This window comes from Leptospira kobayashii (genome assembly GCF_003114835.2).
GTDB classification, from domain to species: Bacteria; Spirochaetota; Leptospiria; order Leptospirales; family Leptospiraceae; genus Leptospira_A; species Leptospira_A kobayashii.
Genome location: NZ_AP025028.1, coordinates 1,525,710 through 1,552,551 on the forward strand (window position 1 = coordinate 1,525,710; position 26,842 = coordinate 1,552,551).

A 26,842-nucleotide genomic window follows, 5' to 3' on the forward strand; every position below is an offset into this window, starting at 1 on the left:
GCACGAGCGTTTATGTCAATAGCACAAGCAGTTCGAGATAAATTGGACATCCCCGACCTGGTAACAGGCGGGAAAAGCATCAAAGATGTAACATCTGATATCGCCAAACCGAATGAGGATTTTCCCACAAAACTGTGGTGGAATACTTTCACTTTGGTCGCAACGATCACACTCATCGACGTTGCCATCATCGGTTATCTATTTTATGAAGGTCTTTACCTACTCGGGATCAACAACCCGGTTGGTTGGGGATTTTTCGTAGTAAACTTCGTATTCTGGATTGGTATCGGTCACGCAGGAACTTTGATTTCTGCGGTATTATTCCTTTTCCGTCAAGGTTGGAGAACAGGGATCAACAGAGCTGCGGAAGCGATGACGATTTTTGCCGTTCTTGTTGCCGCATCCAACTTGATCCTTCACGTAGGACGCCCTTGGGTAGGATTCTGGCTTTTCCCTTATCCGAATGAAAGGGGTCCTCTTTGGGTGAACTTCCGATCTCCTCTGATCTGGGATACATTCGCGGTATCTACTTACCTTTCCATCTCGGTGGTATTCTGGTACATCGGACTCATTCCCGATTTAGCATCTCTTAGAGATAGAGCAACGGAAACTTGGAGAAAGAGTCTTTATAACATTCTTTCTTTCGGTTGGGTCGGTTCCGCTCGCGCTTGGTCTCATATGGAAATCGTATGTATGATTCTCGCGGCACTTTCCACACCACTCGTTCTTTCGGTTCACACAATCGTATCTTTTGACTTCGCTGTTTCCATTTTGCCTGGTTGGCATACTACGATCTTTCCACCGTACTTTGTTGCCGGTGCGATCTTTTCCGGTTTTGCCATGGTGGTAACTCTTATGGTAATCGCTCGGGAAGTATTCAACCTAAAAGACTACATCACCGGAAAACACTTGGACAACATGAACAAAATCATGATGGTTACCGGTCTCATCGTAGGTCTTGCTTACGGAACTGAGTTTTTCATCGCTTGGTATTCCGGTAACGAATACGAAGGATTTGCATTCTGGAACAGAGCCTTCGGTCCTTACGGTTGGGCTTATTTCATTATGATTTCCTGTAACGTTCTCAGTCCGCAAGTGTTCTGGTTCAGAAAACTTCGTTACAATATCCCTGTGATGTTCATCGCATCTCTCGTTGTAAACGTGGGGATGTGGTTTGAAAGATTTGTGATCATGATGACACTCAACCGCGACTTTTTACCCTCCAGTTGGGCCATGTATACTCCCACTCTTTTCGACTATGCAATGTTAATCGGAACTTTCGGTATCTTCTTCACATTATTCCTGATGTGGTGTCGAATCATGCCGGTGATTGCGATTGCGGAAGTAAAAACGGTTATGCCTGCAAAAGAAGGAGCACATCACTAATATGTATCTTCCTAAACTAGAACAATTTCATAAATACAAAGAGATGGAAGAAGGGGTTTTCGGCCTCTTCGACACTCCCGATGCGATCATTCATGCAGCGGAAAAAACCAAGGAAAAAAACTACGAAGGTTTTGATTGCCTGCTTCCTTATCCTGTTCACGGGATTGACGAAGCGATGGGAACACCTAGATCGGGACTTCCTTGGGTGACTTTCTTTGCAGGGATTTTCGGATGCACGATCGGTATTTTATTTCAATACCTAACACACGCTCATGACTGGCCTTTGAATATCGCAGGTAAGTCTTTGAACGCATGGTTTGCTTACGTTCCCATCATTTTCGAATTAACCGTTTTCGCAGCAGGTATTTACACTGTTGTGGCCCTCTTTTTCCTTTCCGGTCTTCCTAAGGCAAATAGAAGGATTCTTCATAAAGACATCACTTCTCATAAATTTGCCCTTTGGATTCCGAAACATGCAAAAGGTTATAACGAATCGGAAGTTGTTTCCTTTATCAAAGGACTCGGCGGCACGGAAGTGACTGTTGTAAAATCGGAGAACAAATAGATGAAAAATATCATTTTACGTTTGTTATTCGCATTAGCACTTCTTTCTTTAGCGAACTGCGAATACAAGACACCAGTTTGGGAATATTTTCCCAATATGTATGATTCTCCTGCAAGAGAATCCCAAGAGGCGGATTCGTTTTCCAGAAACGGAGCGGCTTCCCGTATTCCTCCCCAAGGTGCGATTCCTGTAGGATATTACCCTTATCCTTATACTGCTGTCGCCACTCCTGACAATCTTACAAACCCTGACAAAGGATTGAAAAATCCGATCGTAAAAGCGAATTTAGGTGATTTGATGTTAGGTGAAAAAAGATACCAAACCTATTGTTCTCCTTGTCATGGAGTTCGTGGAGCTGGAAACGGAAACGTAGTCGGTCCTTATCCAAGGTTTGCTCAGTCTCCTCCTCCTGTGACTTCGGACAAAATCCGTTCCTGGTCTGACGGACAAATCTATCATATCATCACTATGGGTCGTGGTCTGATGGGAAGTTATGCTTTCCAGATCGAACCGGAAGATCGTTGGAAACTCATTGCTTACATTCGTAAATTGCAAGAGTTCGAAGCCAAAAATCAAAAGCTGAGCCAGGCAAACTAGAGGAAACTATGAGCGCACACAAAGCAGCTAAACTAGACGAAAAACTTTTACAATTCAAGCTTCCTGCCAATTTGCGAAACGCTTTGATCGCAATGATTGGAATCGGGGTAGTGAGTCTACTTGTATCCTTTCTCGGTTATGGACACGAAACATCCCGTCATATGGATGAAGCAGGACGTTTCCACCATACCAACCTGGGTTATCATGCGCTTCTTGTAGCAACTTACTTTGTTGCAGGGCTTGCCATTACCGGGATTTTCTTCACTGCCATCCAGCACCTAACAGGATCTCATTGGTCAGTGACTGTAAGACGTCTTTTCGAAACTTACGGATTATTCGTACCTGTTCTGGGAGTTCTTCTGATCGGTGTTCTTTTCGGAATGCATGATCTGTATGAATGGGCGGATGCTACGATTCGTGAAAAAGACCATTTGATTCATCACAAAAGCGGATATTTGAATCCGACTGCGTTTATCATTCGAATTGTTCTTTTTCTGGTCGTATGGACTGTGTTTGCTTATATCTTCCACAGCAAATCCGTAGGGCAGGACAAAGACAAAGAGGTCGGAACAACAAAGACACTTGCCAAATTTTCCGGCGGGTTCATTCTGTTTTTTGCACTTTCCTGGTGTTTGTTCGCATTTGATCTTCTCATGTCCCTTTCTCCTCACTGGTTTTCCACTATGTTCGGAGTTTATACATTTGCAGGTGCTTTCCAAACCAGTCTTGCTTCTTACCTATTAGTGATCGCAATCTTGAAAAAGAACGGTTTCTACGGAGAAGTGGTGAATGAAAACCATTACCATGATATCGCAAAATTTTTACTAGGTATGACCACTTTCTGGGCTTACGTAGGATTCTCTCAGTTCATGTTGATCTGGTATGCAAACATCCCGGAAGAAACTTTTTTCTACGAGATGAGACTTACAGGAGGATGGGGTTATACTACTCTTCTTCTTCCTTTTGTAAAATTCGTAATTCCATTTTTACTTCTTTTGAACCGTCCTAACAAACGTGATTTGGATTTTCTATGGAAGATGGCAATTTGGATTTTCGCAGTTCAGTTTTTTGAATTATTCTGGTTGGTTTTCCCTGCCAGTTTCGAAAAATTCTCGTTCGTTCACTTCGGATTGGCTCTGGGAGCAACGATCGGAACGATCGGACTTTTCGGACTTTTTGTCTTTAAAAAATTGGAAAAACACAGTCTGGTTCCGGTCGGTGATCCAAGGTTAGACGAATGTCTACACCACAATCAATAGGTAAATGAATATGAAAAAGACAATCCTAATTAGCACTCTCGCTTTAGCAGGCTTTGTAAATTGTTCTCATAATGCGCAAGTTGCTTGGCATAAACTTTGTGATGCAAAAACAAACAAGGCAACATTGGATTTTACGGTTCCGTTGTATGCGGAAGCGGATAACAAGTCCAATGTGGTTGAATTTGTTCCGGTAGGAACCGTCGTAAAAGTTTTTGAAAACAGAAATCATAACGTATGGGCGCCGAGATATTTTATCCGTGTTCAAACTGCGAAGAATGAAGGTTATATGAACCCGAAATGTTTCATAGTGAATCAAGACCCGGAACAAAGCGTATGGCGTTATTCTAAAAACCTTGTGAAAGATTACAAATTCTTCTATGACCCGAATGATAAAGAACATTATCCTAAAGGTTATGAGTACGGAACTTTGAAAGATCTTCCTAAAGATAAGATTCCTTTGGCTGAACTTACAAAGGGATTGGAAGATACGGAATACGTGAATAAAAACATTCTGAAACAAAACTAAACGAATCTTTCAAGACTTCGTTTTGGGAAGCCCAGGGTTTAACGCCTTGGGCTTTTTTATTTGGGAAGAAAGATTTGAAATTCGGTTCCGTTCTTGGAAGTGAGAAAGCGGATTTCTCCTTCGTGTTTTTCTATCACTCTTTTTACTATATCTAGTCCGAGCCCGCTTCCTTCTCCCGGTGCCTTTGTTGTAAAAAAGGGTTCGAAGATGCGAGGTTGTATTTCAATCGGAATCCCTGTACCGGTGTCTTTGATGGAAACAATGATATGGGCTTCCGCATTTTTGATTTTGATCGTTAGGGTTCCTTTGTAATTCATAGCCTGGATCGCATTGAATATGAGATTGGTCCAGGCTTGCATCAAGTCATCCGCATAACATGGAATATCCGGACATTCTTCGAATTCCTTAATAACTTCTATTCCTTTTTTCAGTTGGTTTTGATGGATTGTTAAAACTGTTTCCAGGTTTTTCGCGATATTCGTAGGCGCTTTCATTCCGGAGATATCAATATGAGAGAAGTTTTTTAAAGCATATACAATCTTTGCAATACGACCAATGGACTCGCGAATGGAATTTAAATGTTGAAAAGAACGAATATGATACATTCCGAAGGTGAAAATTTCATAAAAATCCTGATACTTCGTAAACAATTTGATTTGATCCAGACTATCTTGGATTCCCATATCAACGATTTCATCTGCGATATGGGAAGGATTTTTTACATTCAGAAGATTCAATTCCTCTGTTAGTTTTTTTTTGAGCTTACGCGCTTCCATCCCGTGTCGCATATTATCCAGATGGGAGGAAACTTGAATCCATTCCTTTACTTCTTCCAATATGTTTTCAGGTGAAGTTTTGAATAATTGAATGAAGCGATGTAAATTCGATTGAAGATTTTCCAAACTATCTTGGATGAGTTCGCTCGATGCTTTCATCGCTCCGATAGGATTATTGATTTCATGTGCGATCCCTGCTATCAATTGCCCGAGAGATGCCATCTTTTCGGAAAGTATCAATTTATTTTGGGTTTTTTTCAAAGTATCTATCGCAAATTCAAGTTCCGCTTTTTGATCCTGGATCAATCTGTTTCTTTCTTCAATATCCTGGATTGCACGCCTAAGTGTTTCCGCTTCCTTCAATGAAGAAAGATCCAATACGGAAATAAGAAATCGTTCCTGTTTTCCTATAATGAAAAGTCTGCCAGAAACGAGCAGGGGAATCCTTTTCTCGTTTTTTGTAATTCCTTCGACGGAAATAGGAACCACGGGATCATCCAGATTCAAAGTCAGGTCTTTGATAAGTGACGGTCTGGAAAACAGTTTATCAAGGAATGATCCCAACATTTCGTGTTTCTCGAATTCAAATAAGGTATGCAAAGCGGGGTTTGTATCTAATATTTTACCATCTAACGGATCAATAATGAGGACCGGTTCGTTTGTAAGTTGATAGAAAGTACGGAATCTTTCTTCGCTTGATTTAAGCTCTTCTTCATAAAGACGTTTTTCGTTAACATCTTCCATGACTCCGAACATATGAGTGATATTTCCGGAATCGTCTTTTAGGAAAGTTCCCCTATCTTCCAGGTATATATAATCGCCGTCTTTTTTTTTGAAACGATAAATATCGTTGTAAATACCGGACCCGATTTTTGCGGACTCGAAAATTTCTTTGGAATTCGCTCTTTCGTCAGGGTGAATCGAATCGAACCATTCGGACAGATTGAACCTTTTGAATTCTTCCTCCGAGTATCCTGTAACCTTAGTTATAGCGCCGGCCCATATTATATTTTCAGTCTCCATATCGACTTCGTATAACATTTGAGCGGTTTGTTCCGCAACGATTCGAAATCTTTCCTCGCTCTTTCTGATTTCTTCTTCGGCCAATCTTTTGGAAGTAACATCTTCCAACACACCGAACATTCTAGTGGAATGAAAGTGGTCTCCTTTTACATAGACGCCTCTTTCGTTAATATCGATATAATTCCCTTCTTTTGTTTTAAATCGATAAGTGTCTTTAAAGGAGATTTCGTTTCGGATGGAAAATTCCAAATTTTTCTGAACCCGAAAAATATCGTCAGGATGAATTAATTTCGCCCAACCGATGATATCCAAATCGAATTCCGCTTTCGTATAACCTAATACCTCTTTGATGGCTCCTTCCCAGTATATCTTTCCCGAAGGAATATCATATTCGTAAACGATGAGCCCGGTTTGTTCCGCTATCGTTTTAAAACGGAAGTCATTCTCTTTTAAGTAAATTTCTTGTTGCTTAACTTTTGTTACATCTTGTGCAATTCCGAGAATTTCCTCCACTCTGCCGGTCGCCTTGTTTAGTTTGAAAACTGTTTCCCAGGTATGTAACCAAAGATAGTCGCCTGTTTTTTTTCTTAAACGGAATTCCAATTCTTTTGAAGGCAGACTGGGATTTTCCAACATGATTTGTAAATGTTCTCTCAGGTTGTCCGTGTCTTCCGGATGGACATGGGAATTTAGCAGGTCTGTTGAGTTGAAGGAAGAAAACTCCGTTTCTTGGTAGCCTAGAAGGTTTTCGAAATTATTATTAAAATAAGTATAGGATCGGTCTTCTAGGTTTAAGATATATAAAATTCCCGGAAGCGTTTTGGTAATTCTGGTGATCAAATCTTGGTTTTTGATAATTTGTTTTTCCAATTCCAAAATTTTTCTTTTATCTTTAATAAGTCCTCTTACATGCAGACTACCGTCGAAGTAGGGAATCGCCAGTGTATGAATCTCGCAAGGAATGGTTTGGCCGAATTTATCCTTATGCGTCCAATCAAAAATGCAGGAACCTGTTCTTATCGTCTCTTCGATATAAAACATGGCTGCATCTTGAGAATATTTGCCATCCGGCTGATAATCCGGACTAAGACCGTAAGGGGTCATTCCTAATAATTCGTTTTTGCTATAATGGAAAAAATCACAAGCACTTGGATTTGCTTCCACGAAAAAGCCACTGACCGGATCAAATACAACGATAGCGTCCGTATCAAATTCGAACATTTTACGATATCGCTCTTCTGAAATTTGAAATAGTTTGCTATTGCTAATTTCTTTTTCTAAAGCTGCAATTCGATCGAGAGCTTCTTCAAATGTCTTTGGCCTCGGATAATCCATTTATCAGCATTCAGTTTTAATAAAAAATTTACTTTGACAATCTAAAATTTTAGAATGATATAGTTTCACATTATGGGTCAAAAACGTACTATTGCCACTTCCGCTTCGGAAGAAAGACTCGAAAAACTTTTAGAAGAAAGACTGAAATCAGGTGCAAATCAAACCGTTATTGACAATAGGATTTGGGATCTTTTCGGAGAGACATGGTGTGTGATGTTCACGGATCTGTCCGGCTTTTCTCGTGGGGTGGCTCAGTTCGGAATCATTCATTTTTTACAAACGATCTACGAGTCTCAAAGAATCCTGATTCCGGTATTGGACGAATACGATGGGATTTTATTAAAAGATGAAGGGGATAGTTTTTTGGTATTGTTCCGGAACACTAATAAGGCCATTCAGTGTGCGATACAGATGCAAAAAACGGTTAAAAAATATAACGAAGGTAAGTTGGCAGAAGAGCAGATTTTGTTATGCGTTGGCTTAGGATACGGAAAGATTCTGAAGATTGGAGATACCGATGTTTTTGGATCCGAAGTGAATGCAGCTTCCAAACTAGGAGAGGATACAGCAAAAGCATGGGATATTTTAGTGACTAGTTCCGTAAAAGAAAATGCGGAGACTGTAGTTGATTTCGATTTTGAAGAGATCGAAGATGTTCCTCCGGGGGCTGACGGAGCATTTCGCCTTATGTATTCTTTGGATGATTCCAAGTGGGTGGTTTTATGAATTCTTCTCATAACGAAACCATGGCTTTGTTTGGAATTTATTTCTTGCTTCCTTATGTTGCTTTTTTCATTTTCCTTTTTTCTTATTTCGTATTATTTCTAGTTGTGAAACTTTCCAAATCCGATTTAAGGTTTTTATTTTTCCCTTCTCTTTGTTTTGCGCTTCCTTTTTCCGTACTGGTAGGCTCCCTTTGTTTTTATCTCAGCATTGCATTGCAGTTACAAACTGCCGTTGTGTTCTGGATGATTTTGTTCTTTTGCCCTCTGATAGGAATATTAATTTCAAAACGGATCTTTATTACAAAAACATCTTAACAGAACCATGTTACTCTACTTTATACTCTTTCACCCTGTTCTTACTTTAGCGATCTTCCCGATCTATTGGTTGGGTAATTTTATTTTAGCGACAAAGTATAACTTGAAATTCGATTTTCTACTTATCTATTTTGCAGGGTTTACCTTTACAATCCTGGGCATGCCCTTGACATTTTTATTTTTATCATTTCCTTTCGTTTGGTTACAGACATTGTTAGTCGCTGTATCTTATTTACTGCTTTTAGTTGGCGGTGGATTTGCTTCGATTATTTATACCAGCAAAATCAGTATAAAAATTCAAAAATAGTTCTATGTTCTCCTATGATTTGAACAGTTTCAAATAATCTGGAATATACTTTGTCCGAGCAGAGAGTGACGCTATCTCCTATCAGAATGAGAGTTGATTTAGCTCTTGTCAATCCTACGTTTAGCCTTCGATAATCTTTCAAAAAACCGATCTCTCCTTCGTCGTTCGTTCTAACGAAAGATAGAATGATCGTGTCCGCCTCTCTTCCTTGAAAAGAATCGATAGTCTGAACCATCGGTAGATCGGTTCCACCGGAAAATTCTTTGCTTATTTTTTCTTTAATCAGATCTATCTGAGCCCGATAGGGAGAAAGAATCGTGATGGAGGATTTATTGATGTCATTCCCAAGAAGTTCCAAGATAAGGTCCGCTTCCATCGTATTAAATGTGGATTCGTCTTCTTCGCTCGTTTCTTCCGAAGCGTCGGAACCTGCGGTATCGATCCAAAAAAGATTTTTGTCGGAACCTAAGACCGATTTGATATTTGAACTTACCGAAGGAGAGAGAGAATCGCTTGTAATCACTTTGGAGTCATAAAATTCGCTATTTGAAAAAGATAGAATATCGTTGTGCATCCGATACTGCGTTTCTAAAAAGATTGTTCTGGTTCCGTCATCTTCTTCGATTCCTTTTTCCAGGAATGATTTCATTTGAGAGGTATTCGTATCCAGAAAAGTCGGTGGAAGCTGTTTCGGGTCTCCTGCGAATATTACTTTTTCTCCCATAAGAATAGCCATATAACAGGCGCTTTCCCAGGCTTGAGTGCATTCGTCCACTACAACTATATCGAACTTTTTTCCTTCTTCGAAAAAATTCCAGGCTCCTAAAAAAGTCGATACTACCAAATCAGCATTTGCAATGATTCTTTCTTTGACTCTCTTTTGAGAACTACCGATTAATTTAATCAGTTCTTTCGCTTCTTTCTGGAGCTGTTTCCTTTCTTCTCTTTCCTCAGCGCCGAAATTCCTTTTCCATGCGAACGCTTTCTTTTTCAGATTTTGCCATTCTTTTCGCCAAATGTTGATTTGTTTTTGTTCCTCGGATTCTTCCAGAGCAGTATCCAGTAAATAATCTTGGACGGATTCTTTGATTTTTGCGGAATTTCCCAAACGGAGCGGTCTTAGCCCTTGACTTACCGCTTTTTCCACTAGGTAATCCGCAGCAAAATTGGTAGGTGCAAGTGCTAGAATCGATTTTCCTTGCGCTTTCCATTTTTGAATCGATTCCGTAAGAACAGTCGTCTTACCGGTTCCAGGTGGTCCGTATAGAAAGGCATAATCATTAATATCCAGTAATTTTTCCGAATAAGAAGCTATGTTTTGAAGTTTTGGCGGACTTGGTTTTTCGTTTTTGTTGAAGCCTAAAATCCAGGAGAGTAGGTCTCGGGCACGTTTATCTTTTTTTTGCGCGAGAGTATCGATCGCTTCCAAGTAGGCATCATAAGTTGATTCGGAATACCAAGGAGAAAGCGTAAACGATGTTTCTTCCGGAATTTCGATTTCACCTTTGTATTGTAAAATGATGAGTTTCTCTTTCACTTGGTAAATTTGTACAACCAGGGAAAAATCTTCTCTTTCCAGTAATGCAGGAGCACCTTGCCTCAACCAGGATTTGTTTGCGTTAGGGCTTGAGACGGATATGGAGATTCTCCATATATCTCCTGTTATATAGAAGTGATCGTCGATGGATAATCCTTTGAGATTGTTTTTGGAATTTGATTTTTCTTTTTGAAATAAGTTTCGTTCCAATTCTCTTTCTACAAGAACCGAACTTTTTGTGATTTGAAGGGTTTCGTCCAGACTCTTTGAAATTATATTATTCATCTTCCCATTCTATATTTTCTAACGTTGTAAAAAAACCATTTCTGAGGAGCGGAGCGAAGTCAATGAAATCATGTGCTTTCAAAGACAACGAATCCTCATATGAGTAAGCTTGAATCAGATTTTGCGCCGCTTCGTCGATGAGTCCCAACCTACATTGTGCTCGCGCTAATATCAAAAGAATATCCGGATCAATCTCTCCTCTGTATTCCAAAAAGAGATGTATGCTTTTCAGGGCATTATCAGGATCTTCCAACTCCAAATAACACAAGGATAGCACATCGTAATGAAGAAAATCTTCTTCTTTCGACATCTTCTGTGATTTTTTTAAACAAGCGAGTGATGAATTGAAATCTCCTCTGGAAAAGTAAAGAGACCCCAGTTCCGCCCAGATATCTTTTCTGTCGATTCCTCTTGCCCTGGTTAATTCTTCCTGAGAAAGAGCTAGTTTCAAAATTTCAATCGCTTCTTCGGATCTTTCCGTATCTTTTAGAAGGGAAGCGAGGATCAGGTAATTTTCCAGATAAGTGGGAAATTCTTCGATGCCCTTAGCAAGTAGGTTTTTGGCCGCTTTATACCGCTTTGTTTTAATTAGATATTTAGAATATACAACAGTACTTAACGGTGATTTGGGGAATGAGGCGAGAATTTCCTGGAATAATGAATCTGTTTCTTTGGGATTACCGACGGAATGCAAACACCATGCTTTTTTCGCTTTAATCTTGATAAGAGAGGCTTGGTTTTTCGTATGTTGTTCGCTTTGGGTATAAAGATTGAATGCTTTGGTGAATTCCTTCTCTTCCTCCCTTTCTTTTGCCTCCCGAATCAGTGTAAAAAAATAGTTCATTTTTCTAGAAATGGCTCAAGATTTTCGGGATACTGTCGAACTTAAGACTGGGGAGTATAGAACCCAAATAGGAGGGGGATATGATCAACAATGCAATTAGCCTCCAAAGTGTTGCGAATTTACCGAAAGAGATTTTTAAACAGAACAGCGAACTGTCGGAAAAATTGATGAAAATGGCCATTGAAGAGAAAGTAACAGCGCAAGTTTCTCCCCAAAGGCTACTAGACATTTACTGTTAATCGTTCAACCTTCTTGTTTCAAGATTGAATGTAGGTCTTTTTCTTTCCCGAAAGCCTTGGATGGCGGAACGAAAATCTTTGGAATCCAACATACTGGAATTCCAAACCGCTACATAATTCAAGGAATCAGAAAGAGATTTGCCTACCCCATAGTTTAATACTTGTTTTACTCCGCGAATTACCAGAGTCGGATTCTCCGCGATTTCATGCGCTGTGTTCTTTCCCTCTTTGAGTAAAGAATCGAAATCGGGAAGTACTTTTGTAACAAGTCCCATTCTCAACGCTTCGGTTGCATCAATGTCTTTTCCGGTCAGTGCAAGTTCTCTGGTATTTCCCTGGCCGATGATGCCGGGCAATCTTTGGAGAGATCCCATATCCGCAACGATCCCCACTTTAGCTTCCCGTAAGGAGAAAGAAGCGTCTTGTGAGGCATAACGAACGTCAGTTGCAGAAATCAGGTCCAAACCACCGCCAATACAATGTTTTTGGATAACGGAAACCGAAGGTTTGAGAGAATCGTAAATCGCATTGATCCCTTTTTGCATGGTTAGAATCAGATGATAGAGCTTTTCCCGATTGTCGCCTAATTCGCCTTGTACGACAGAACTGAATTCGTTGAAAAAATTATCCAAATCAAGTCCCGTAGAAAAGGATTTTCCTTTCCCGGCAATCATAAAGCAATGAACGGACGGATTCCGATTGATGTCATCAATGACCGCGGGTAGGTCTCTCCAGAAAGACCAATCCATTGCGTTTCTTTTTTCAGGCTTGTTTAAGTAAACAATTGCAACATTTCTTTCTTGTTCTATTTCGAAAAACGGATAGGAAGTCATGCGGGTTGCACCTCTTTTTGCCAGAGTTTTCCTCGGACCATCATTATCACACCTGCAATTATCAATGCAAGAGATATATATTGGGATTGGGAGAATCCATGCCAATAGTATCCTGTCAGAAAGGTGGGATTGCCACTTGCATCCGGAATATTTACCATATTAGGCGGGTCGATAAACGGAAAAACAGCTTTGTTGACGCGAAGGAATTCGATAGATAGTCGGGCAATTCCATGAAGAATCAGAAATTGGGCGCCAATGCTTAATTTTTTAAAATTTTGGTAACGTGCCCAGTATTGGAAATAAGCAAAATATCCGAATGCCATAATGGATTCCATGACGGGAGTATTCCATACGGGGACGCCGGAAGGGTGGGCGCCATGAAATTCGAAAACGAAAAAAGGAATGTTGGCTTCCGTTGCAAATCCGTAACATCCGTCTCCGCTGATAAAACATCCCAATCTCCCGATCGCATAGCCGATGCTAACGGACGGAACGACCGCATCCAGATATGCCGCAGTATCCAGTTTAAAGTATCTGAAATAGAGGATAATGAATAGCATTCCGAAAAGCAAGCCTCCGAAGAATACTAGTCCCCCTCCGCTAAACAGGGAAGACCAAAGTCCGGGTTGTCCCGGGAATCCATTCCAATGAGTGATAGGATAGATAAATCTACCTTCGTATCCGGGAACGTTCACAAAAATTTGATCCCAAATTTCAAAAATGAAAAACACTTTCGCACCAATCAAAGTGCCTAAAATTCCAAGAAATATCAGCCAATCGGAATGACTTGGGTCTAGTTTTTTTCTAGCTAATTCTTTCGGTAAGGTATAAGAACCGACAAGGAATGCCAACATCATCAGAAGGCTAAAAGTGGAAAGTCCTTCCCATCCAAATGGGTTAGGTATTGGAATTCGATCAATCATAGGAATACGCTAGAAAGGATAGGGGTGAGTGAAAAGGAGAATTTTGGGAGGAGGGGATTCAAAGTTTCTTAAAAATTAGATTTAAAACTGAGTAAATGTAAACTTTTTCGAACCAAAGGGATTGGTTTTTCAACCATATAGCTTGTATGGCAAAAAAACCAACTTATCTCAGTCACCCTATCTCTATCAACGTTTACAATAATGTATCTAAAATGGATCGATACACTTCTATCGGTGCTATGTTTCTTGTTCCGGCTCATCTTCAGATGAAATTGGAATCTTTGGTTCGGAATCGAACCTTCGCTCAAGCATTTCGTTCGCTTTTGCGAAATTATGTGGAGTCTACAGTAAATTGTCGTGGCGTAAGAGCTACTTCCGTGAATCGGGCCTACCAATCGGAAGGACTGAATTTGAAAAGAATTGGGGTAAAGGTAAGGGAAGTGGATTTGATTGAATTCGGTGTTATTGCGACTTATCTCGGGGTTTCGAAATGTTGGTTGTTTTCGTATATGTTGGAGATGGATGATATTGGGTGGGGGGAGGTTTTGGGGGAGATGGGGGTGGTTAGACCTCTAGCCCTCCTCCCCCAACTCAAACTCACCCTCACTACAAAACCTTCTTGGCCAGGTAGTTTCTTTCGGGTTCGTTTGATCTATCGATTATAACTCCCCGCATTTTCCGTATTTACCCTAATCAAATTTAATTTATGTTAGTTGCCATGGCTTGATTTCTTCTGCCAACGAAGAATAAATACTGACCATCATACAAATTTGATCAATCTCTAGGCAAATCATTGCATCATCTGTCTTAAAACAGAATTTGGTTTGACTCTGGCTTACATTTCCATAACAAGAAACAATTCCCATGCTTAAACTGCGCCTTTCTATTTCCTTACTGCTTTACTTTTTTTTCTCTCTAGCCGTTTACGCCATAGAGCCAATCCATTTGTCTGAACTATGTTCGGAAAAGAAGTGTGAAGGCCGAATATGGAATATCAAAAATGATTTTAACCAAAACTATTTAAAACCGGATTTCAAGCCGGAGGAGAACATGGACGGTTCGAAGGATTGGAAAGAAGTTCGATCGTTTCCGATTTGGTTGAACCAGTTTTATCCTTCTTCCGAATCCTCGGCAAACTATACCCTTTCTACACGATTTGATGTACCTGATGAATATTTCGAAAACGAAATTCAGATGGGAATCCGGATGGGGGAAATCGGCGAAGTTTTTACCATTTATGTCAATGGTGAAAAAATTACCTCGGACGGGATTTTCGAAAACGGGCAAATCCGTTTTCATAGAACCATCAGAGGGCAAGTATATCACCTTCCTAAAAAATTTCTAAGACCGAAAAACAATCTACTCGTATTACATATAATAGGTGATCCAAGATACGATCATACGGGGCTCTATTTAACTCGGGGTTATGAAATCGGGTATTACGATGATCTGAAATACGAAGCTCAGGACCGAACTTCCCTGGGATTGATTGCGGTTTATATCGCTATCGGCATGTATCATTTTTTTCTATTTCTCAAAAGAAGAAAAGAGCTTCATAATTTGTTTTTCTGCGGGTTTGCGATCGGGGCCGGGATTTATTTTTTTACAAGGACAAATGAGATCTTTGAACTGGGTCTTGATTCCGAAATAACCCAAAAAACAGAGCTCATCATTCTCTACCTTTTCGTTTCCTGCTATTATTTGTTTTTTTCCTATCTTTATTTCAGCTCCGTAAATCGTTATTTAAAAACCTTATTCTATTTTAATATCAGTTTGGCGCTCATTACCGTTTTCCCTCCTCTTTACATTTGTGAATATATACTTCGTCTATGGCAGCTCTCCGCTGTTCTTTTCGTTTTGCCAGCGGTAGTGTATTTACTTTACAAAGGTGTAAAAACAAACGCAAGTTATTCGAAAAATCTTTTATTCGGATCAATTGCATTGATTTTGACGGCAATGTTCGATATTCTCGACTCGGTTGTTTTTAATACGGGAATTGCCATCTCAAAATATTCCTTTTTCATCTATATGTTGGGGATTGCGACTGTCCTTGCGGACAAATTCACCGAATTGCACAGACAAACGGAAATTCTGAATGCCACTCTCGAGCAAAAAGTAATCGAAAGAACCAAGGAACTTTCCAGGAGTTTGGATAGCATCCAGGAGCTGAAGGCACAACAGGATGGAGATTATTTTCTTACTTCGCTTTTATTACGCCCATTAGGTTCCAATCTTTCTAAGAACCAAGATGTCAAAATCGAATTTCTAATTCAGCAGAAAAAGAAATTTCAATTCAAACAATGGAATTCCGAAATCGGAGGAGACCTTTGCGTTACTCATTCGGTAAGTTTGAAAAACAAAAATTATACGGTCTTTGTAAATGCGGATGCTATGGGGAAATCCATTCAAGGGGCAGGTGGGGTCCTCGTTCTCGGTTCCGTATTTGCAGCCATAGTGGAACGAACTAAAATGTCCACACTCACTTCCAATGTTTATCCGGAAAGATGGCTTAAAAATTCATTTTTGGAATTGCAGAAGGTTTTTGAAACTTTCGACGGAAGCATGCTTGTATCGCTTGTTCTCGGTTTGGTGGACGATTCCACCGGAACAGTTTATTATATCAATGCGGAACATCCCAGTTTGGTATTGTACAGAGACGGAATCGCTGAATTTTTAGATCGGGAAATGCAGCTTCGCAAATTGGGGATTCGAATCACCGAAGGAAACCTAAGCGTTCGTATTTTTGCAATGAAACCGGGAGATATTTTGATTTCCGGCTCCGACGGAAGAGACGACCTACTTATCGGGACGGAAGGGGAAAACAAAAGGATCATCAACGAAGATGAAACCAAGTTTCTGCAATTTGTGGAAAAAGGGGATGGCAACCTCAATAATATAGCGGAACACATTCAAAAATTCGGAGATCTTACTGACGATCTTTCTCTACTTCGTATCGAGTATTGTCCCGAAAATTCGATTTCACTGGACCTTCGTCCCATGTGGAAGGATGCAGTTGCATTGCATAAAAAAAAGCTGTTTAAAGAATCGCTTCAGGTATGTGAGGAAATCAGTAAATATTTTCCGGAAGAAACCAGAGCATTATTTCTCGCTTCGTTGAACAAGTATCATATGGGGGATTGGAATGATTCCGCAGACATGGCGGAGAGAGTCCGACTGAGAGAACCTGACAATCTAAAGGTGCTTCTCAACTTGACTTTCATTCATATCAAACTGAAAAACTGGAATCGGGCCAACGTGATTTTGGGAGAAGCTAGAAAATTATCACCGGATCATAAACGAATCCATCAATTGGATCGTTTTTTGGAAAAACAAGGAAAACCGATTGCTCCTCCCGAACATTGGGCTTAGCGTCAGTTAAGTAGTCTGTTAATCCAGGTTGATAAATTCTTCCGGATCCAAAGGAGCATCCAGACCGATACGTACTTCGTAATGAACGTGTGCTCCGGTTGCCTTTCCCGTTTGACCGACTAACGCGATTTTATCTCCTCGTTTCACGCGGTCTCCGGGAGATACCAAAACTTGAGAGCAGTGTCCGTATAAAGTAAAGAAACCGTTTTCGTGATTGATCCGAACGGAACGTCCCAGTCCCCCCGCGGCAGCGTCCACATCTCCTATGACACCGGGACCGGTTGCATAAATCGGAGTCCCTTCTCCTGCTGCAAAGTCAATTCCCGAATGGTATTCTCCCACAGGCAAAATTCCGAAAGGGTCACTTCTGTATCCGAATGTGGAAGTGACAACTCCCACTCCCGGTTTCAGGGGTCTTCCTCTCGGCATGGAATAAAAAATACTCTCTCTCATGGAAAGGTAATCGATTGCATTTTGAAAATTCGGGACCAAATTTCCTAAACGAACACCAAACTCCTTGTAGGTGGTAACCACTTCTTTATAAAGATTCAGATTGGAATCCAATTGGGTTTCGTCTTTTTCAAATTCTTCTTTCAAGAGATAATCTTGGGTGATCATTTCTTTTTCAGGAATCTGGTCCCAGGCCAATAGGTTTAAATCCTCGGTTGCTCCTTCCAAATCCTTCACCGACTCCGTTAAATCCTGGGAAAGCAGGTCATAAAATAGAAATGAGGTGAGTTGGGTTTCCGTCCTTTTTTCCAAAGAAAGGTTCGGTTGGTAAATAAAGGAAAAATAAACTAAAAAAACTAGGGAAAGCCCTACAAGGGCAGAAGAGAGCGCGGAGAGGAAAACCAGCATTCCCAGAGAGATTTCCACCTGGAAGAGTGCTTTTTCATTATTTGGGATGAGTACAAAACTAACTTTTCGTTTCCCCTTGTCCAAAAGCTTCAAAATACGCTTTTTCCACCTCAATTGGGATATGAGGAGCCTTTCATAGGTGGTTGTTGAGTAAGTTTCTTCCAATGTCGGTTAAACTGCCAATTTTTAACTTGCCCGAGCCATTTTTTGGGGGAAAGTGGACGAATCGAATATGTTTAAATTTCTCACATCTCTTTTCCGAAAGAAAGCCGACTCTGTCGATTCCTTTTTGATGTATCCCGAGGGAAAGAGATACTACCGAGAGACACATTCCATCCGCCGTACAAACATTGATGAAGATGCCATAAAAATCATCAACCGTCTGAACAAGTTTCGCTATAAAGCGTATTTGGTAGGTGGAGGGGTGCGTGATCTCCTCATGGGTAAACGCCCAAAAGATTTTGATATTGTGACTAGTGCCACACCGAACCAGATCAAAAGAGTGTTCAATAATTGCCGCATCATTGGCAAAAGATTTAAAATTGTACACATCATTTTTAAGGGTAAGATCATTGAAGTTTCCACTTTCCGTTCCCTCCCGGAACACAGATTGGAAAAACACAAGGCTGAAAACGATTACTTAATCAAAAGAGACAATTCCTTCGGGACCGCAAAGGAAGACGCCGCTAGACGCGACTTTACCATCAATTCATTGTTCTACGACCCTAAAAACGATTCCATTCTGGATTACGTCGGTGGGTTTGATGACATCCAAAAAAAAATCGTCCGAGTGATCGGCGATCCAGACATTTCTTTCAAAGAAGATCCGGTCAGAATGCTCAGAGCAGTAAAGTTCTCCGTATTACTCGGGTTAGATATTGAAAAGAAAACAAAACTTGCTATCAAAAAGAATCGCCTGGAAATGGAGAAATCCTCTTCCGCAAGGTTACTTGAAGAATACAATAAAATGTTCCGCACTTGGAAAACTTCTCAAATCTTCCAAGGTTTGGCTGAAAATTTTCTTTTTGAAGTTCTATTCAAAGAACTAGTTGATAAGCTGAAAAAAAACGATCCGGAATGGAGAGAACATTTTCTCGAAACTCCTCTCGGAAAACGTTTAGTCATCACGGATCAGTTGTTATCTGCCAGAGAGGAGATGACTCCTGCCATCTTCTATTCCTTGATTTTTTATGATTTGGTAAGCGATATCTTTTCCTCCGACGAAGGACATCTTGCCCATAATATCAAAGATGCTCTTCAACCTGTGTTCGAGAGAATGGGAATTCCGAAACGGGAACAGGACAATCTTGTTAAGGTGTTTATCAGCCAACCTAGATTTCTCGTGACTGATGATGAAAGAGAAAGACAAAATACTTTCTTCAAAAAGAAAGATTACTTCTACGATGCCTTTATGGTGTACAAGATTGTCGCTCTTTCCGAAAATAACGAAGCTGCAGTTCAATCCGCTTTCTTTTGGGAAATTTCCTTACGGCAAAGACCGAAACCGGATTCCCATCAGTTCGGCCAACAAAACCGTAAAAAAGAAAAGAAACGTCCGCCTCGCAAAAAAATGAGGGGAGGACGAGGACCGCATCCCGGAAGAAACCCGAATGGACAAGACCAGGGTTCGGATTCCGAATCCCGAGGAAATCAAAACCAACCGGATTCCGATACTCCGAGAGAACCTAGAGACCAGAATCCACGTCGCCCGGAAAAACCACCGGCGGACGATAGCGAAGATTAAATCCCTAGATACCGCATTTCCCCACCAGTGTTGATCATAATCCTCCTTTTTTTGCAAAGGAGGATTTCAATGCAAAACCATCATTCATTTCACGTTGTACCTGTTAAATCAAGGTAAGATTAAGATTGATTAAAAAATTACGTCCTAAAAGTAGTAGATAAGTTTGAAAATTTAGAGTCTCCCAGGAGATATTTAGTGTTCGCAAAAAAGACGAAGATATTGCTTCTAGAGGATGATCTCAGCACACAGGAGTTGTACGGTGCGATTCTGAAAAAAGAAGGGGCTGAAATACTTTCTTTTACTACGAGTAAAGCTGCCATCAATCATTGCGAAGCATCCAAGTTAGAAAGTGAAGACATCATTATCACAGATCTCGGTCTCCCAGACGGAGATGGCGCTGATTTTGTCAGATACGTTCGTTCGATTCATAAAACGATTCCCATTCTTGTTATTTCCGCGAATGAACAATTGAGTGTCGTTATCGATGTAATGAGGGAAAATGTTCAGGACTATCTGATCAAACCGATTGATCGAAAAAAATTAGTGAACAAGGTCCAATCGATACTTTCACGAACGGAAATAGATTTTTCCAGATGGATTTATGAAAAAGAGAAAATTATTTCTTTGGAAAAACTTTTGGATTGGTACAGTTTCAAAAATCGCGCGATGGAAAAAGGCGATTTCGATAAAAAAACCCTTCATAAAAATTTATTCCAAACATTGAGAACAAGCCTTTCCCAAGGAGCGGGTTTCGGTATTCTTATGCAGATTATCGATATAATCAAGGCAATGGAAAAAGATGGGAAAGGACATTATTTGCTCCAGGAGGAAATCGTTGAAATATTAGAAGAAAATGCCAGTTATGCGAATCGGATTGTAGATACTTTTTCTGAAATAGAAGATATTATTTTTGATAGGGTTAAAACCGAGCCGACTGAAGTGCAGGATATTTTCGTAATCTTGGACACAGCGAAGATGAATCTCGAAGATATGCTGAAAAATAAAGACCAAACCATTCTGATAGGAAAGCCTGATAACCGTAAATACGATCAAGCTAAGGTATTGTTAAATCGGACTCTTTTCACTAAAATTATAACGGAATTACTTTTAAATGCGATGAAGTTTTCCGCTGTAGGATCTAAAATTACGATTTTGATCTATACGGAAAAAGATGAAATCTCTCTTTCCTTTATCAATGTGATGAATTCTGATAATGGAGTTGGTGAAGCATTGCCCAACGAGCTACATAACTTATTATTCGAGCCTTTTTTCCGTTTAAATAAAAACAATTACGATGCATATAAAACTTTGGATTTCGGTCTCGGATTGAGTTTTGTTCGTGAGGCTATTACTAAATTCGGAGGGACTGTCCAGGTGGCAAACTTAACGGATTACTCGAAAGATTCAAAAGAGGCAAAAGTAGAATTTAAAATCAAATTACCTTATATATAAATTCATTTAAAACTGATTTCTAATTTTTGAAATGCAAAAAACCTAATTTCTTCGGAATATAGACTGATCCGTCAAGTATATAAGTAACTTCTGTTTTGCGAGAGGAACGGAATCTTCCTATTTTGGAAATGGGAATTCCTTCGATTTTCGAAGGCAATTCGGAAGGTGATAAAAACAATAGTTCCAATTCTTCTCCGGAAGACAAGGCTCCGTCCCATCCCAGTTCCTTTCGAATGAGAGGAGATATGGGTAAGTCCTCCATATGAATTTCCAATTTTCCCCGGGAGGCAAGGGACAATCTAAGACTGTCCTGGATGAGTCCATCGGTGATATCCATACAAGCATGGATCGCGTATTTTTGCAAATGAGGGATCAATTCTATTTTAGATTCGGGACTTAGGTGTTTGCGAATGGAAGCTTTGTATCGGGTTAGATCTCTAACTTTTCCCTTGCTCAGAATGTTGAGCCCTAACTGAGAATCCCCCAGGGAACCGGTAAGATAAAGATAGTCCCCGTCCTTTCCTCCGTTTCGAAACCAAGGCCGAGAGGTTTTGCCAAAAACAGTCAAAGTCAAATGAGTGGTTTTGGAATAAAAAGTATCTCCTCCAACCAAATCCATTTTGTATTTTTTCAAACGTTTCAGAAGCGCTTTGCTGAATTCCTTCACCCAAACGGCTTCTTTCGAATGTTTGGATAAACCCAGATTCAAAAAGCATAAATTAGGCAGTCCCCCGGAAGCTGCGATGTCGGAAACATTGACTTCGATTAATTTTTCTGCGATTTGAGCGGGAGAAGACCACTGGTGCAGAAAATGAGTTCCTTCCACCAAAGAATCTGTAGTGACAAGGGTATCCGGTGCCAGAAAATAACAATCATCTTCGGGGAAATCCTGTTTCGGAAATAGGGTATGAATGATCTCGGATTCTTTCAAGGGTAAGTCCCAATAAATTTGTTTGACCCGCCGTGAAAACCGAAAATCCTGACAGAAAAGAGGAAAATCTCGTACCTATGGAACTATTGTCTAAAGCCCACAAGACACCTTCTTTGAAAAAAGAAGAAATATTAAAACAGTGGTTTGTTGTGGACGCTACTGATAAAACACTTGGACGCCTAGCGAGCCAAGTTGCCACTCGTTTGAGAGGCAAACACAAATCCACATTTACTCCCAATCAAGATTGCGGAGACAATATCATTATCATCAATGCTTCTAAAGTAGCAGTGACTGGTCGTAAATCGGAACAAAAGATTTACTATCATCACTCTCGTTACCCGGGCGGTATGACTGCGATTGCTTTTCATAAATTGATTCAAGAAAATCCCGAAAGAATCATAACTGAAGCGGTAAAAGGTATGCTTCCTAAATCAAAGTTAGGCGATCAAATGCTTCGCAATTGCAGAGTGTTTGCCGGCGCTGAGCACAACTTGAGCGCACAAAAGCCTCTTAAACTGGAGTTAAAATAATCTATGGCAGCTAAACCAATTTGGGCAGTCGGTCGTCGTAAAACATCTGTTGCGCGAGCAAGAATTTCCGCAGGTTCCGGTAAGATTACTGTAAACCAAAAAGATGTAACTGAATATATCAAAAACGGAGAACATTTGGTTCGTCGTGCACTTGAGCCTCTATTTACATTGGATGCTCGTGATAAATACGATATTCTTTTGAACGTATCCGGTGGTGGAGTTGTAGGACAAGTAGGTGCGATTCGTCACGCTGTGGCTCGTGCTCTTGTTGCTTTCAATGAAGCTTTCAAACCTGCTTTGAAAAAAGAAGGATTTCTTACACGTGACAATCGTATGGTGGAGCGTAAAAAATACGGTCTACGCAAAGCGAGAAGAGGAACTCAGTTCTCTAAACGTTAAGATTTTTTCTTTCCTCTTTTTTCTGAAAGCCTCCGCAACCCGGAGGCTTTTTTGTTTTTTAACGGTTGTTATAAAAATTTAAAATCTAGAATTAGCTGCAATGAACCTAATTCTTTTTTACCTGGCTTTCGGAATCGGAACCCTTGCCGGGAGTTCTTTTCTATACACTCTGGTGATCTTTAGCCAAAGTTTTCCTACCTTCCACGGATTTTCGGGAATCGTTTTCTTCTTTCTGTTTCTACCGTTTCCTTTGATTTTTCTCGGAACAGGATACCTGCTTGATCGTTATTCTAAAAAATGGGTTCTATTTTCTTTCCAGGCTTTGCATGTTCTGGCAGCCTTTTTGGTCTTTTGTTTTGCCGACTGGCTGACTCAGAATCCACTCTTCCTTCTTCCCGTTGCTTTTCTGAACGGAATCGCTATGACGACGGTTTTGCCGGGAAGGATGGCAATCCTTCGGGATATTGCACCTCATCATCGTTTGGTGTTTCACACGATTGCGGGCAACTTGGTATTGATTTTATTTTTCGGAATCAATCCGATCATCATCGGCTCCTTGAAAGAGAGTCTTAGTTTTTCGGAACTCTTCGGGCTTTTGGGAAGTATGAACTTATTCAGTATGTTTTTACTGATTTTTGTTCGAATCACCGAAGTGACTCATAAGATAGAGGGGATTCGTTTTAATTTTTCCGAAGTAAAAGAATTTCTTTTGAATGATATCGTTTCCAGGCAGGTGATGTATGTCGCGATCCTGACTATGCTTGCACTCGGTCCGATCCAGGTGTTGCTTCCTTTGTATGTAAGAGATATTTTGGGGCTGGGGGAATTTTCCCGAGGGAAGGTATTGGCTCCCTTGGGGATCGGGTTATTTTTCGGAGGAGCTCTCAGTATGATCCTTCACAAAAGAGAGAATAAAGGTAAGATATTACTTTTACTTTTGATTTTTTCTTCGGTACTGTTTATCGGATTTTTCCCGTTTCAAAAAGCTTGGATCACTTCTTTTTCTTTATTTCTATTTGGGATCGCAGGTGGAGTTCTTTCCAGTCTATTGCCTGCCATTCTGCAAAAACGTGCGGAAGATCGTGTGAGAGGTAGACTCCTTTCCCTTTATACCGTTTGTTTTCAATTCACTCCTGCAGTGTCCGGACTTGTTTCCGCCTTTTTGGGAGACGCTTTCGGGATTTTGGTGGCCTTCTCTTATTTGGGAGGTTTTTTTCTCATCGCGAGTATACTTTCTTTTTTTGTTTATTCTGAATTAAGAGAGGCTTAAATCTCGAATCTACTTGCGAAATCCGCCAAAAACAAAATCTCTGTAAGAGTATGAAGTTTAAGTCGGTACAAGAGATCGGTGATCTATATCTGAATTATTTTAAGTCGAAGGGCCATGCTGTGGTGCCTTCTTCGAGCCTAATCCCTGCGGGGGATCCGACGCTTCTGTTCACGACCGCCGGCATGGTTCAATTCAAACCCTTATTTACCGGAGCGGTGGAGCTTCCTTACTCTAAGGCATGTTCCTGCCAAAAATGCGTTCGCACAACCGATCTGGAAGTTGTGGGAAAGACGGAAAGGCATTGTACTTTTTTTGAAATGTTGGGGAATTTTTCCTTCGGAGATTATTTCAAAAAGGAAGCCATCGAATATGCGTTAGATTTTTCTTTGAACCATCTGGAAATTCCCAAAGATAAAATCTGGGTTACCATTTATCTGGACGATGACGAAGCCAAACAAATCTGGATGAATGCAGGCATCCCGGAAGAAAGGATTGTTCGTTTGGGCAAAAAGGACAATTTTTGGGGACCTGCGGGGGACAGTGGTGCCTGCGGACCTTGTTCCGAATTGTATCTGGACCGGGGACCTGAAAAAGGAGGACCCGATTGTGGTACCTCCGGCACTTGCAAACCAGGCTGCGACTGCGACCGTTATTTGGAATATTGGAATTTGGTATTCAATCAATTCAACCAGACCGTTTCGGGAGAACTCCTCCCTTTGAAGCAAACTGGAATCGATACAGGATCAGGACTCGAACGGGTTGCCATGCTTTTACAGGAAGTGGATTCCGTTTATGATACGGATGAATTGAAAAACATCATCAAAACGATCGAATCCCTTTCCGGCAAAACATACGACCAGTCCACGAAGGTAAATTTCAGGGTCATTACCGACCATTCCCGTTCCGTATTCTTTTCCATTGGAGATCGCATTTATCCTGACCGCACAGGTCGCGGTTATGTGATCCGACGTTTAATCCGACGAGCATCCTTATTTGCACGCACACTCGGGATAACGGAACCATTTATTTACAAACTTGTGGATACTCTGACCGGGATCTATTCCAAGAGATACCCGGAGCTCAAAGAAAGAGCCAAGGAGATTCAATCCGTCATTCGTAAGGAAGAAGAACTTTTTCTCAATACTTTGGAAGTGGGTCTCGAAGAATTGGAACATCTTTTGAGTCAGATGAAATCCAGAAATGAAACAGAGGTTAGGGGAGTCGATAGTTTCCGGCTTTATTCCACTTACGGTTTTCCAAGAGAGATGACTAGAGAACTTGTTTTGGAAAAAGGATTCAGTTTTAATGATTCCGAGTTCGATGCGGAATTGGATAAGGATCGTGACTTATCACGTGCTAGCTGGAAAGGCAAAAAAACAGCGTACCTCACCGGTATTACGGATACCTCCAAACTAAAGACGGAATTTACAGGATACACCAGCCTTGAGGGAGGTGCCACGGTTCAGTTTTTATTCAAAGATGGAAAGCAGGTAAACTCTTTAAAGGCGGGAGAAGAGGGAGTTATCCTTGTGGATAAATCTCCTTTTTATGCCGAAGGGGGAGGACAATTGGGAGATTGGGGTTATATCAAAGCAGGCTCTTCCCAATTCCAAGTACAAGATACTCAAAAGGAAAATGATTCCCATCTTCACCTGGGACTTGTTTTGCGGGGTGAAATCAAATTGGGAGATCAGGTGGATTTGGAAGTGGATTCCAAACGCAGACAGAGTCTCGCCAATCACCATTCAGGAACTCATTTGTTAAACGGTGCACTTCGTAGAGTCCTCGGATCTCATGTATATCAAAAAGGATCTGTAGTATCTCCCGAATATCTGCGATTTGATTTTTCCCATCCTGCTTCCTTAACAGACGAAGAAATCAGAAAGATAGAAGCAGATGTCAACGGGGCCGTGGCACGCGGGATCGCGGTAGAAACGGAAGTTCTCCCGATCGAACAGGCTAAAACTTCTGGCGCATTATCTATGTTCGATGAGAAATACGGAAATCTGGTTCGGGTAGTGGGAATGGGAGATGTGTCCAAAGAATTTTGCGGCGGGACCCATGTTTCCAACACGAAGGAAATTTCATACTTTGCCATATTGAAAGAATCAAGCCCCGGAGCGGGAAATCGCAGGATCGAAGCCATTTGCGGGGATCCTGTTGTGGATTATTTCCAGTCCGCGTTTCAGGTCTTGGCGGAGAAAATCCAAGACTATAATTTGAACGCTAAAGACGTGTATGGTGATCTAAAGACCCACGGAATCCTGGATAAAATTCCTGCACCGGAAGAAGTTCAGTCCTTGTTCGAATCCAAAAAGACTTCGGCAGTGGAATATTTAAGAGAGATCAAAAGAAAACTGGAAGACAGCTTGACTGAAAAACTTTCCAGTCTGCACAAAGATAAAAAGAAAAAGGAAGCACTTTCCTTTTCTTTGAATCCGGAGCTTGTCGAAGATCTAATGTCCAAAACGATCAGAATCGGGGACGTAGTGATCGCAAAACATAGCTTTGATGCAGTCGATGCCAAATCCCTAAAAGACCTTGCGGATTCTTTGAAATCCAGAGAAACAAAAATACTTTGTTTGTTTGCGTCCAAAGAAGGAGATACTTCCACCTTGGTTTATATGTGCAATAAGGTACTTGTCGACAAGGGAGTTCATTGCGGAAATCTTTTGAAGAACTCACTCGAAATCCTTGGCGGAAAGGGTGGAGGCAGACCGGATATGGCGCAAGGTGGTGGGAAAAACCCCGACCAAATCGATCTTGCACTTGAAACTGCAGTGAAAGAAATTCAAAATAAATTCGGAGCATAAG

General features: G+C 40.8%; 24 protein-coding genes. 17 read left to right on the plus strand and 7 right to left on the minus strand.

Going from position 1 to position 26,842, the window contains the following annotated elements; all coding sequences use genetic code 11:
* Nucleotides 1-12: 12 nt before the first annotated feature.
* The 5 genes from nrfD to DI077_RS06660 are packed head-to-tail and all read left to right on the plus strand — an operon-like array spanning nt 13 to nt 4,333.
* Nucleotides 13-1,386, plus strand: a complete 1,374-nt coding sequence (nrfD, locus tag DI077_RS06640; protein ID WP_109018819.1) for an NrfD/PsrC family molybdoenzyme membrane anchor subunit — start codon at nt 13-15, stop codon at nt 1,384-1,386.
* Nucleotide 1,387: 1 nt separating this feature from the next.
* Nucleotides 1,388-1,951 (plus strand): DUF3341 domain-containing protein, encoded by a 564-nt coding sequence (locus DI077_RS06645; protein ID WP_109018820.1) that lies wholly within the window; start codon nt 1,388-1,390, stop codon nt 1,949-1,951.
* Nucleotides 1,952-2,548, plus strand: a complete 597-nt coding sequence (locus DI077_RS06650) for a c-type cytochrome (RefSeq protein WP_109018821.1) — start codon at nt 1,952-1,954, stop codon at nt 2,546-2,548.
* Nucleotides 2,549-2,556: 8 nt separating this feature from the next.
* Nucleotides 2,557-3,807, plus strand: coding sequence for a hypothetical protein (locus DI077_RS06655; RefSeq protein WP_109018822.1), 1,251 nt, complete (start codon nt 2,557-2,559; stop codon nt 3,805-3,807).
* Between the two features lie 10 nt (nt 3,808-3,817).
* Nucleotides 3,818-4,333, plus strand: a complete 516-nt coding sequence (locus tag DI077_RS06660) for an Lsa16 family lipoprotein adhesin (protein ID WP_109018823.1) — start codon at nt 3,818-3,820, stop codon at nt 4,331-4,333.
* Nucleotides 4,334-4,389: 56 nt separating this feature from the next.
* Here DI077_RS06660 and DI077_RS06665 read toward each other — a convergent pair whose 3' ends face one another.
* Entirely contained in the window at nt 4,390-7,467 is a 3,078-nt protein-coding gene (locus DI077_RS06665) for a PAS domain-containing sensor histidine kinase (protein WP_109018824.1), read from the minus strand.
* Nucleotides 7,468-7,539: 72 nt separating this feature from the next.
* Between DI077_RS06665 and DI077_RS06670 the strand changes: the two genes are divergently transcribed.
* Genes DI077_RS06670 through DI077_RS06680 form a run of 3 tightly spaced genes read left to right on the plus strand, consistent with a single transcriptional unit; the run spans nt 7,540 to nt 8,814 of the window.
* A complete protein-coding gene (locus tag DI077_RS06670) occupies nt 7,540-8,193 on the plus strand; it encodes an adenylate/guanylate cyclase domain-containing protein (protein WP_109018825.1) in 654 nt (217 codons plus the stop codon).
* Nucleotides 8,190-8,507 (plus strand): hypothetical protein, encoded by a 318-nt coding sequence (locus DI077_RS06675; protein ID WP_109018826.1) that lies wholly within the window; start codon nt 8,190-8,192, stop codon nt 8,505-8,507. The genes DI077_RS06670 and DI077_RS06675 overlap by 4 nt, the downstream gene beginning before the upstream one ends.
* Before the next feature lie 7 nt (nt 8,508-8,514).
* Nucleotides 8,515-8,814, plus strand: a complete 300-nt coding sequence (locus tag DI077_RS06680; protein WP_109018827.1) for a hypothetical protein — start codon at nt 8,515-8,517, stop codon at nt 8,812-8,814.
* Here DI077_RS06680 and DI077_RS06685 read toward each other — a convergent pair.
* Together DI077_RS06685 and DI077_RS06690 are read right to left on the minus strand one after the other, a co-directional pair.
* Nucleotides 8,792-10,636 carry an AAA domain-containing protein gene (locus tag DI077_RS06685; protein ID WP_109018828.1) on the minus strand — a complete coding sequence of 615 codons (1,845 nt, stop codon included), beginning with the start codon at nt 10,634-10,636 and terminating at the stop codon, nt 8,792-8,794. The two genes, DI077_RS06680 and DI077_RS06685, sit on opposite strands and share 23 nt — an antisense overlap.
* The gene (locus tag DI077_RS06690; RefSeq protein WP_109018829.1) at nt 10,629-11,480 is read right to left on the minus strand and encodes a tetratricopeptide repeat protein; all 852 of its coding nucleotides are present in this window, start codon (nt 11,478-11,480) and stop codon (nt 10,629-10,631) included. Before DI077_RS06690 ends, DI077_RS06685 begins: the two co-directional genes overlap by 8 nt.
* Nucleotides 11,481-11,560: 80 nt before the next feature.
* Here DI077_RS06690 and DI077_RS06695 point away from each other — a divergent pair, with 80 nt between their 5' ends.
* Nucleotides 11,561-11,719, plus strand: a complete 159-nt coding sequence (locus DI077_RS06695) for a hypothetical protein (RefSeq protein ID WP_167837081.1) — start codon at nt 11,561-11,563, stop codon at nt 11,717-11,719.
* On the opposite strand, the gene DI077_RS06700 is transcribed toward DI077_RS06695, so the two are convergent.
* Complete coding sequence (locus DI077_RS06700; RefSeq protein WP_109018830.1) at nt 11,716-12,552, minus strand: crotonase/enoyl-CoA hydratase family protein; 837 nt, start codon at nt 12,550-12,552, stop codon at nt 11,716-11,718. The genes DI077_RS06695 and DI077_RS06700 overlap by 4 nt on opposite strands.
* Entirely contained in the window at nt 12,549-13,475 is a 927-nt protein-coding gene (locus DI077_RS06705) for a prolipoprotein diacylglyceryl transferase (protein WP_109018831.1), read from the minus strand. Before DI077_RS06705 ends, DI077_RS06700 begins: the two co-directional genes overlap by 4 nt.
* Nucleotides 13,476-13,621: 146 nt before the next feature.
* Between DI077_RS06705 and DI077_RS06710 the strand changes: the two genes are divergently transcribed.
* Nucleotides 13,622-14,140 (plus strand): DUF1564 family protein, encoded by a 519-nt coding sequence (locus DI077_RS06710; protein WP_109018832.1) that lies wholly within the window; start codon nt 13,622-13,624, stop codon nt 14,138-14,140.
* Nucleotides 14,141-14,525: 385 nt separating this feature from the next.
* On the plus strand, nt 14,526-16,844 hold the full coding sequence (locus DI077_RS06715) for a SpoIIE family protein phosphatase (protein ID WP_167837082.1): 2,319 nt from the start codon (nt 14,526-14,528) through the stop codon (nt 16,842-16,844).
* Nucleotides 16,845-16,862: 18 nt separating this feature from the next.
* Here the strand turns inward: DI077_RS06715 and DI077_RS06720 are convergent, their stop codons facing one another.
* Nucleotides 16,863-17,867 (minus strand): peptidoglycan DD-metalloendopeptidase family protein, encoded by a 1,005-nt coding sequence (locus tag DI077_RS06720; protein WP_109018834.1) that lies wholly within the window; start codon nt 17,865-17,867, stop codon nt 16,863-16,865.
* A gap of 67 nt (nt 17,868-17,934) precedes the next feature.
* On the opposite strand from DI077_RS06720, the gene pcnB reads away from it, so the two are divergent.
* Together pcnB and DI077_RS06730 are read left to right on the plus strand one after the other, a co-directional pair.
* Nucleotides 17,935-19,446, plus strand: a complete 1,512-nt coding sequence (gene pcnB, locus DI077_RS06725) for a polynucleotide adenylyltransferase PcnB (RefSeq protein WP_242935393.1) — start codon at nt 17,935-17,937, stop codon at nt 19,444-19,446.
* A 195-nt stretch (nt 19,447-19,641) separates the two neighbouring features.
* Nucleotides 19,642-20,898 (plus strand): hybrid sensor histidine kinase/response regulator, encoded by a 1,257-nt coding sequence (locus tag DI077_RS06730; RefSeq protein WP_109018835.1) that lies wholly within the window; start codon nt 19,642-19,644, stop codon nt 20,896-20,898.
* A gap of 19 nt (nt 20,899-20,917) precedes the next feature.
* On the opposite strand, the gene thiL is transcribed toward DI077_RS06730, so the two are convergent.
* Nucleotides 20,918-21,829, minus strand: coding sequence for a thiamine-phosphate kinase (thiL, locus tag DI077_RS06735; RefSeq protein ID WP_109018836.1), 912 nt, complete (start codon nt 21,827-21,829; stop codon nt 20,918-20,920).
* Nucleotides 21,830-21,906: 77 nt separating this feature from the next.
* Here thiL and rplM point away from each other — a divergent pair, with 77 nt between their 5' ends.
* From rplM to alaS, 4 genes are all read left to right on the plus strand, one after another.
* Complete coding sequence (gene rplM, locus DI077_RS06740; RefSeq protein WP_109018991.1) at nt 21,907-22,359, plus strand: 50S ribosomal protein L13; 453 nt, start codon at nt 21,907-21,909, stop codon at nt 22,357-22,359.
* 3 nt (nt 22,360-22,362) lie between these two features.
* Complete coding sequence (gene rpsI, locus DI077_RS06745; RefSeq protein ID WP_109018837.1) at nt 22,363-22,758, plus strand: 30S ribosomal protein S9; 396 nt, start codon at nt 22,363-22,365, stop codon at nt 22,756-22,758.
* A 100-nt stretch (nt 22,759-22,858) separates the two neighbouring features.
* Entirely contained in the window at nt 22,859-24,028 is a 1,170-nt protein-coding gene (locus tag DI077_RS06750) for an MFS transporter (RefSeq protein ID WP_109018838.1), read from the plus strand.
* Between the two features lie 50 nt (nt 24,029-24,078).
* Nucleotides 24,079-26,841 carry an alanine--tRNA ligase gene (gene alaS / locus DI077_RS06755; RefSeq protein ID WP_109018839.1) on the plus strand — a complete coding sequence of 921 codons (2,763 nt, stop codon included), beginning with the start codon at nt 24,079-24,081 and terminating at the stop codon, nt 26,839-26,841.
* Nucleotide 26,842 lies beyond the last annotated feature (1 nt).

What these genes read in the sequence shown, in the direction of transcription:
- nrfD (WP_109018819.1), top strand. Translation starts at nt 13, where the DNA reads ATGTCAATAGCACAAGCAGTTCGAGATAAATTGGACATCCCCGACCTG.
- DI077_RS06645 (WP_109018820.1), top strand. Translation starts at nt 1,388, where the DNA reads ATGTATCTTCCTAAACTAGAACAATTTCATAAATACAAAGAGATGGAA.
- DI077_RS06650 (WP_109018821.1), top strand. Translation starts at nt 1,952, where the DNA reads ATGAAAAATATCATTTTACGTTTGTTATTCGCATTAGCACTTCTTTCT.
- DI077_RS06655 (WP_109018822.1), top strand. Translation starts at nt 2,557, where the DNA reads ATGAGCGCACACAAAGCAGCTAAACTAGACGAAAAACTTTTACAATTC.
- DI077_RS06660 (WP_109018823.1), top strand. Translation starts at nt 3,818, where the DNA reads ATGAAAAAGACAATCCTAATTAGCACTCTCGCTTTAGCAGGCTTTGTA.
- DI077_RS06665 (WP_109018824.1), bottom strand. Translation starts at nt 7,467, where the DNA reads ATGGATTATCCGAGGCCAAAGACATTTGAAGAAGCTCTCGATCGAATT.
- DI077_RS06670 (WP_109018825.1), top strand. Translation starts at nt 7,540, where the DNA reads ATGGGTCAAAAACGTACTATTGCCACTTCCGCTTCGGAAGAAAGACTC.
- DI077_RS06675 (WP_109018826.1), top strand. Translation starts at nt 8,190, where the DNA reads ATGAATTCTTCTCATAACGAAACCATGGCTTTGTTTGGAATTTATTTC.
- DI077_RS06680 (WP_109018827.1), top strand. Translation starts at nt 8,515, where the DNA reads ATGTTACTCTACTTTATACTCTTTCACCCTGTTCTTACTTTAGCGATC.
- DI077_RS06685 (WP_109018828.1), bottom strand. Translation starts at nt 10,636, where the DNA reads ATGAATAATATAATTTCAAAGAGTCTGGACGAAACCCTTCAAATCACA.
- DI077_RS06690 (WP_109018829.1), bottom strand. Translation starts at nt 11,480, where the DNA reads ATGAACTATTTTTTTACACTGATTCGGGAGGCAAAAGAAAGGGAGGAA.
- DI077_RS06695 (WP_167837081.1), top strand. Translation starts at nt 11,561, where the DNA reads ATGATCAACAATGCAATTAGCCTCCAAAGTGTTGCGAATTTACCGAAA.
- DI077_RS06700 (WP_109018830.1), bottom strand. Translation starts at nt 12,552, where the DNA reads ATGACTTCCTATCCGTTTTTCGAAATAGAACAAGAAAGAAATGTTGCA.
- DI077_RS06705 (WP_109018831.1), bottom strand. Translation starts at nt 13,475, where the DNA reads ATGATTGATCGAATTCCAATACCTAACCCATTTGGATGGGAAGGACTT.
- DI077_RS06710 (WP_109018832.1), top strand. Translation starts at nt 13,622, where the DNA reads ATGGCAAAAAAACCAACTTATCTCAGTCACCCTATCTCTATCAACGTT.
- DI077_RS06715 (WP_167837082.1), top strand. Translation starts at nt 14,526, where the DNA reads ATGGACGGTTCGAAGGATTGGAAAGAAGTTCGATCGTTTCCGATTTGG.
- pcnB (WP_242935393.1), top strand. Translation starts at nt 17,935, where the DNA reads ATGTTTAAATTTCTCACATCTCTTTTCCGAAAGAAAGCCGACTCTGTC.
- rplM (WP_109018991.1), top strand. Translation starts at nt 21,907, where the DNA reads ATGGAACTATTGTCTAAAGCCCACAAGACACCTTCTTTGAAAAAAGAA.
- rpsI (WP_109018837.1), top strand. Translation starts at nt 22,363, where the DNA reads ATGGCAGCTAAACCAATTTGGGCAGTCGGTCGTCGTAAAACATCTGTT.
- DI077_RS06750 (WP_109018838.1), top strand. Translation starts at nt 22,859, where the DNA reads ATGAACCTAATTCTTTTTTACCTGGCTTTCGGAATCGGAACCCTTGCC.
- alaS (WP_109018839.1), top strand. Translation starts at nt 24,079, where the DNA reads ATGAAGTTTAAGTCGGTACAAGAGATCGGTGATCTATATCTGAATTAT.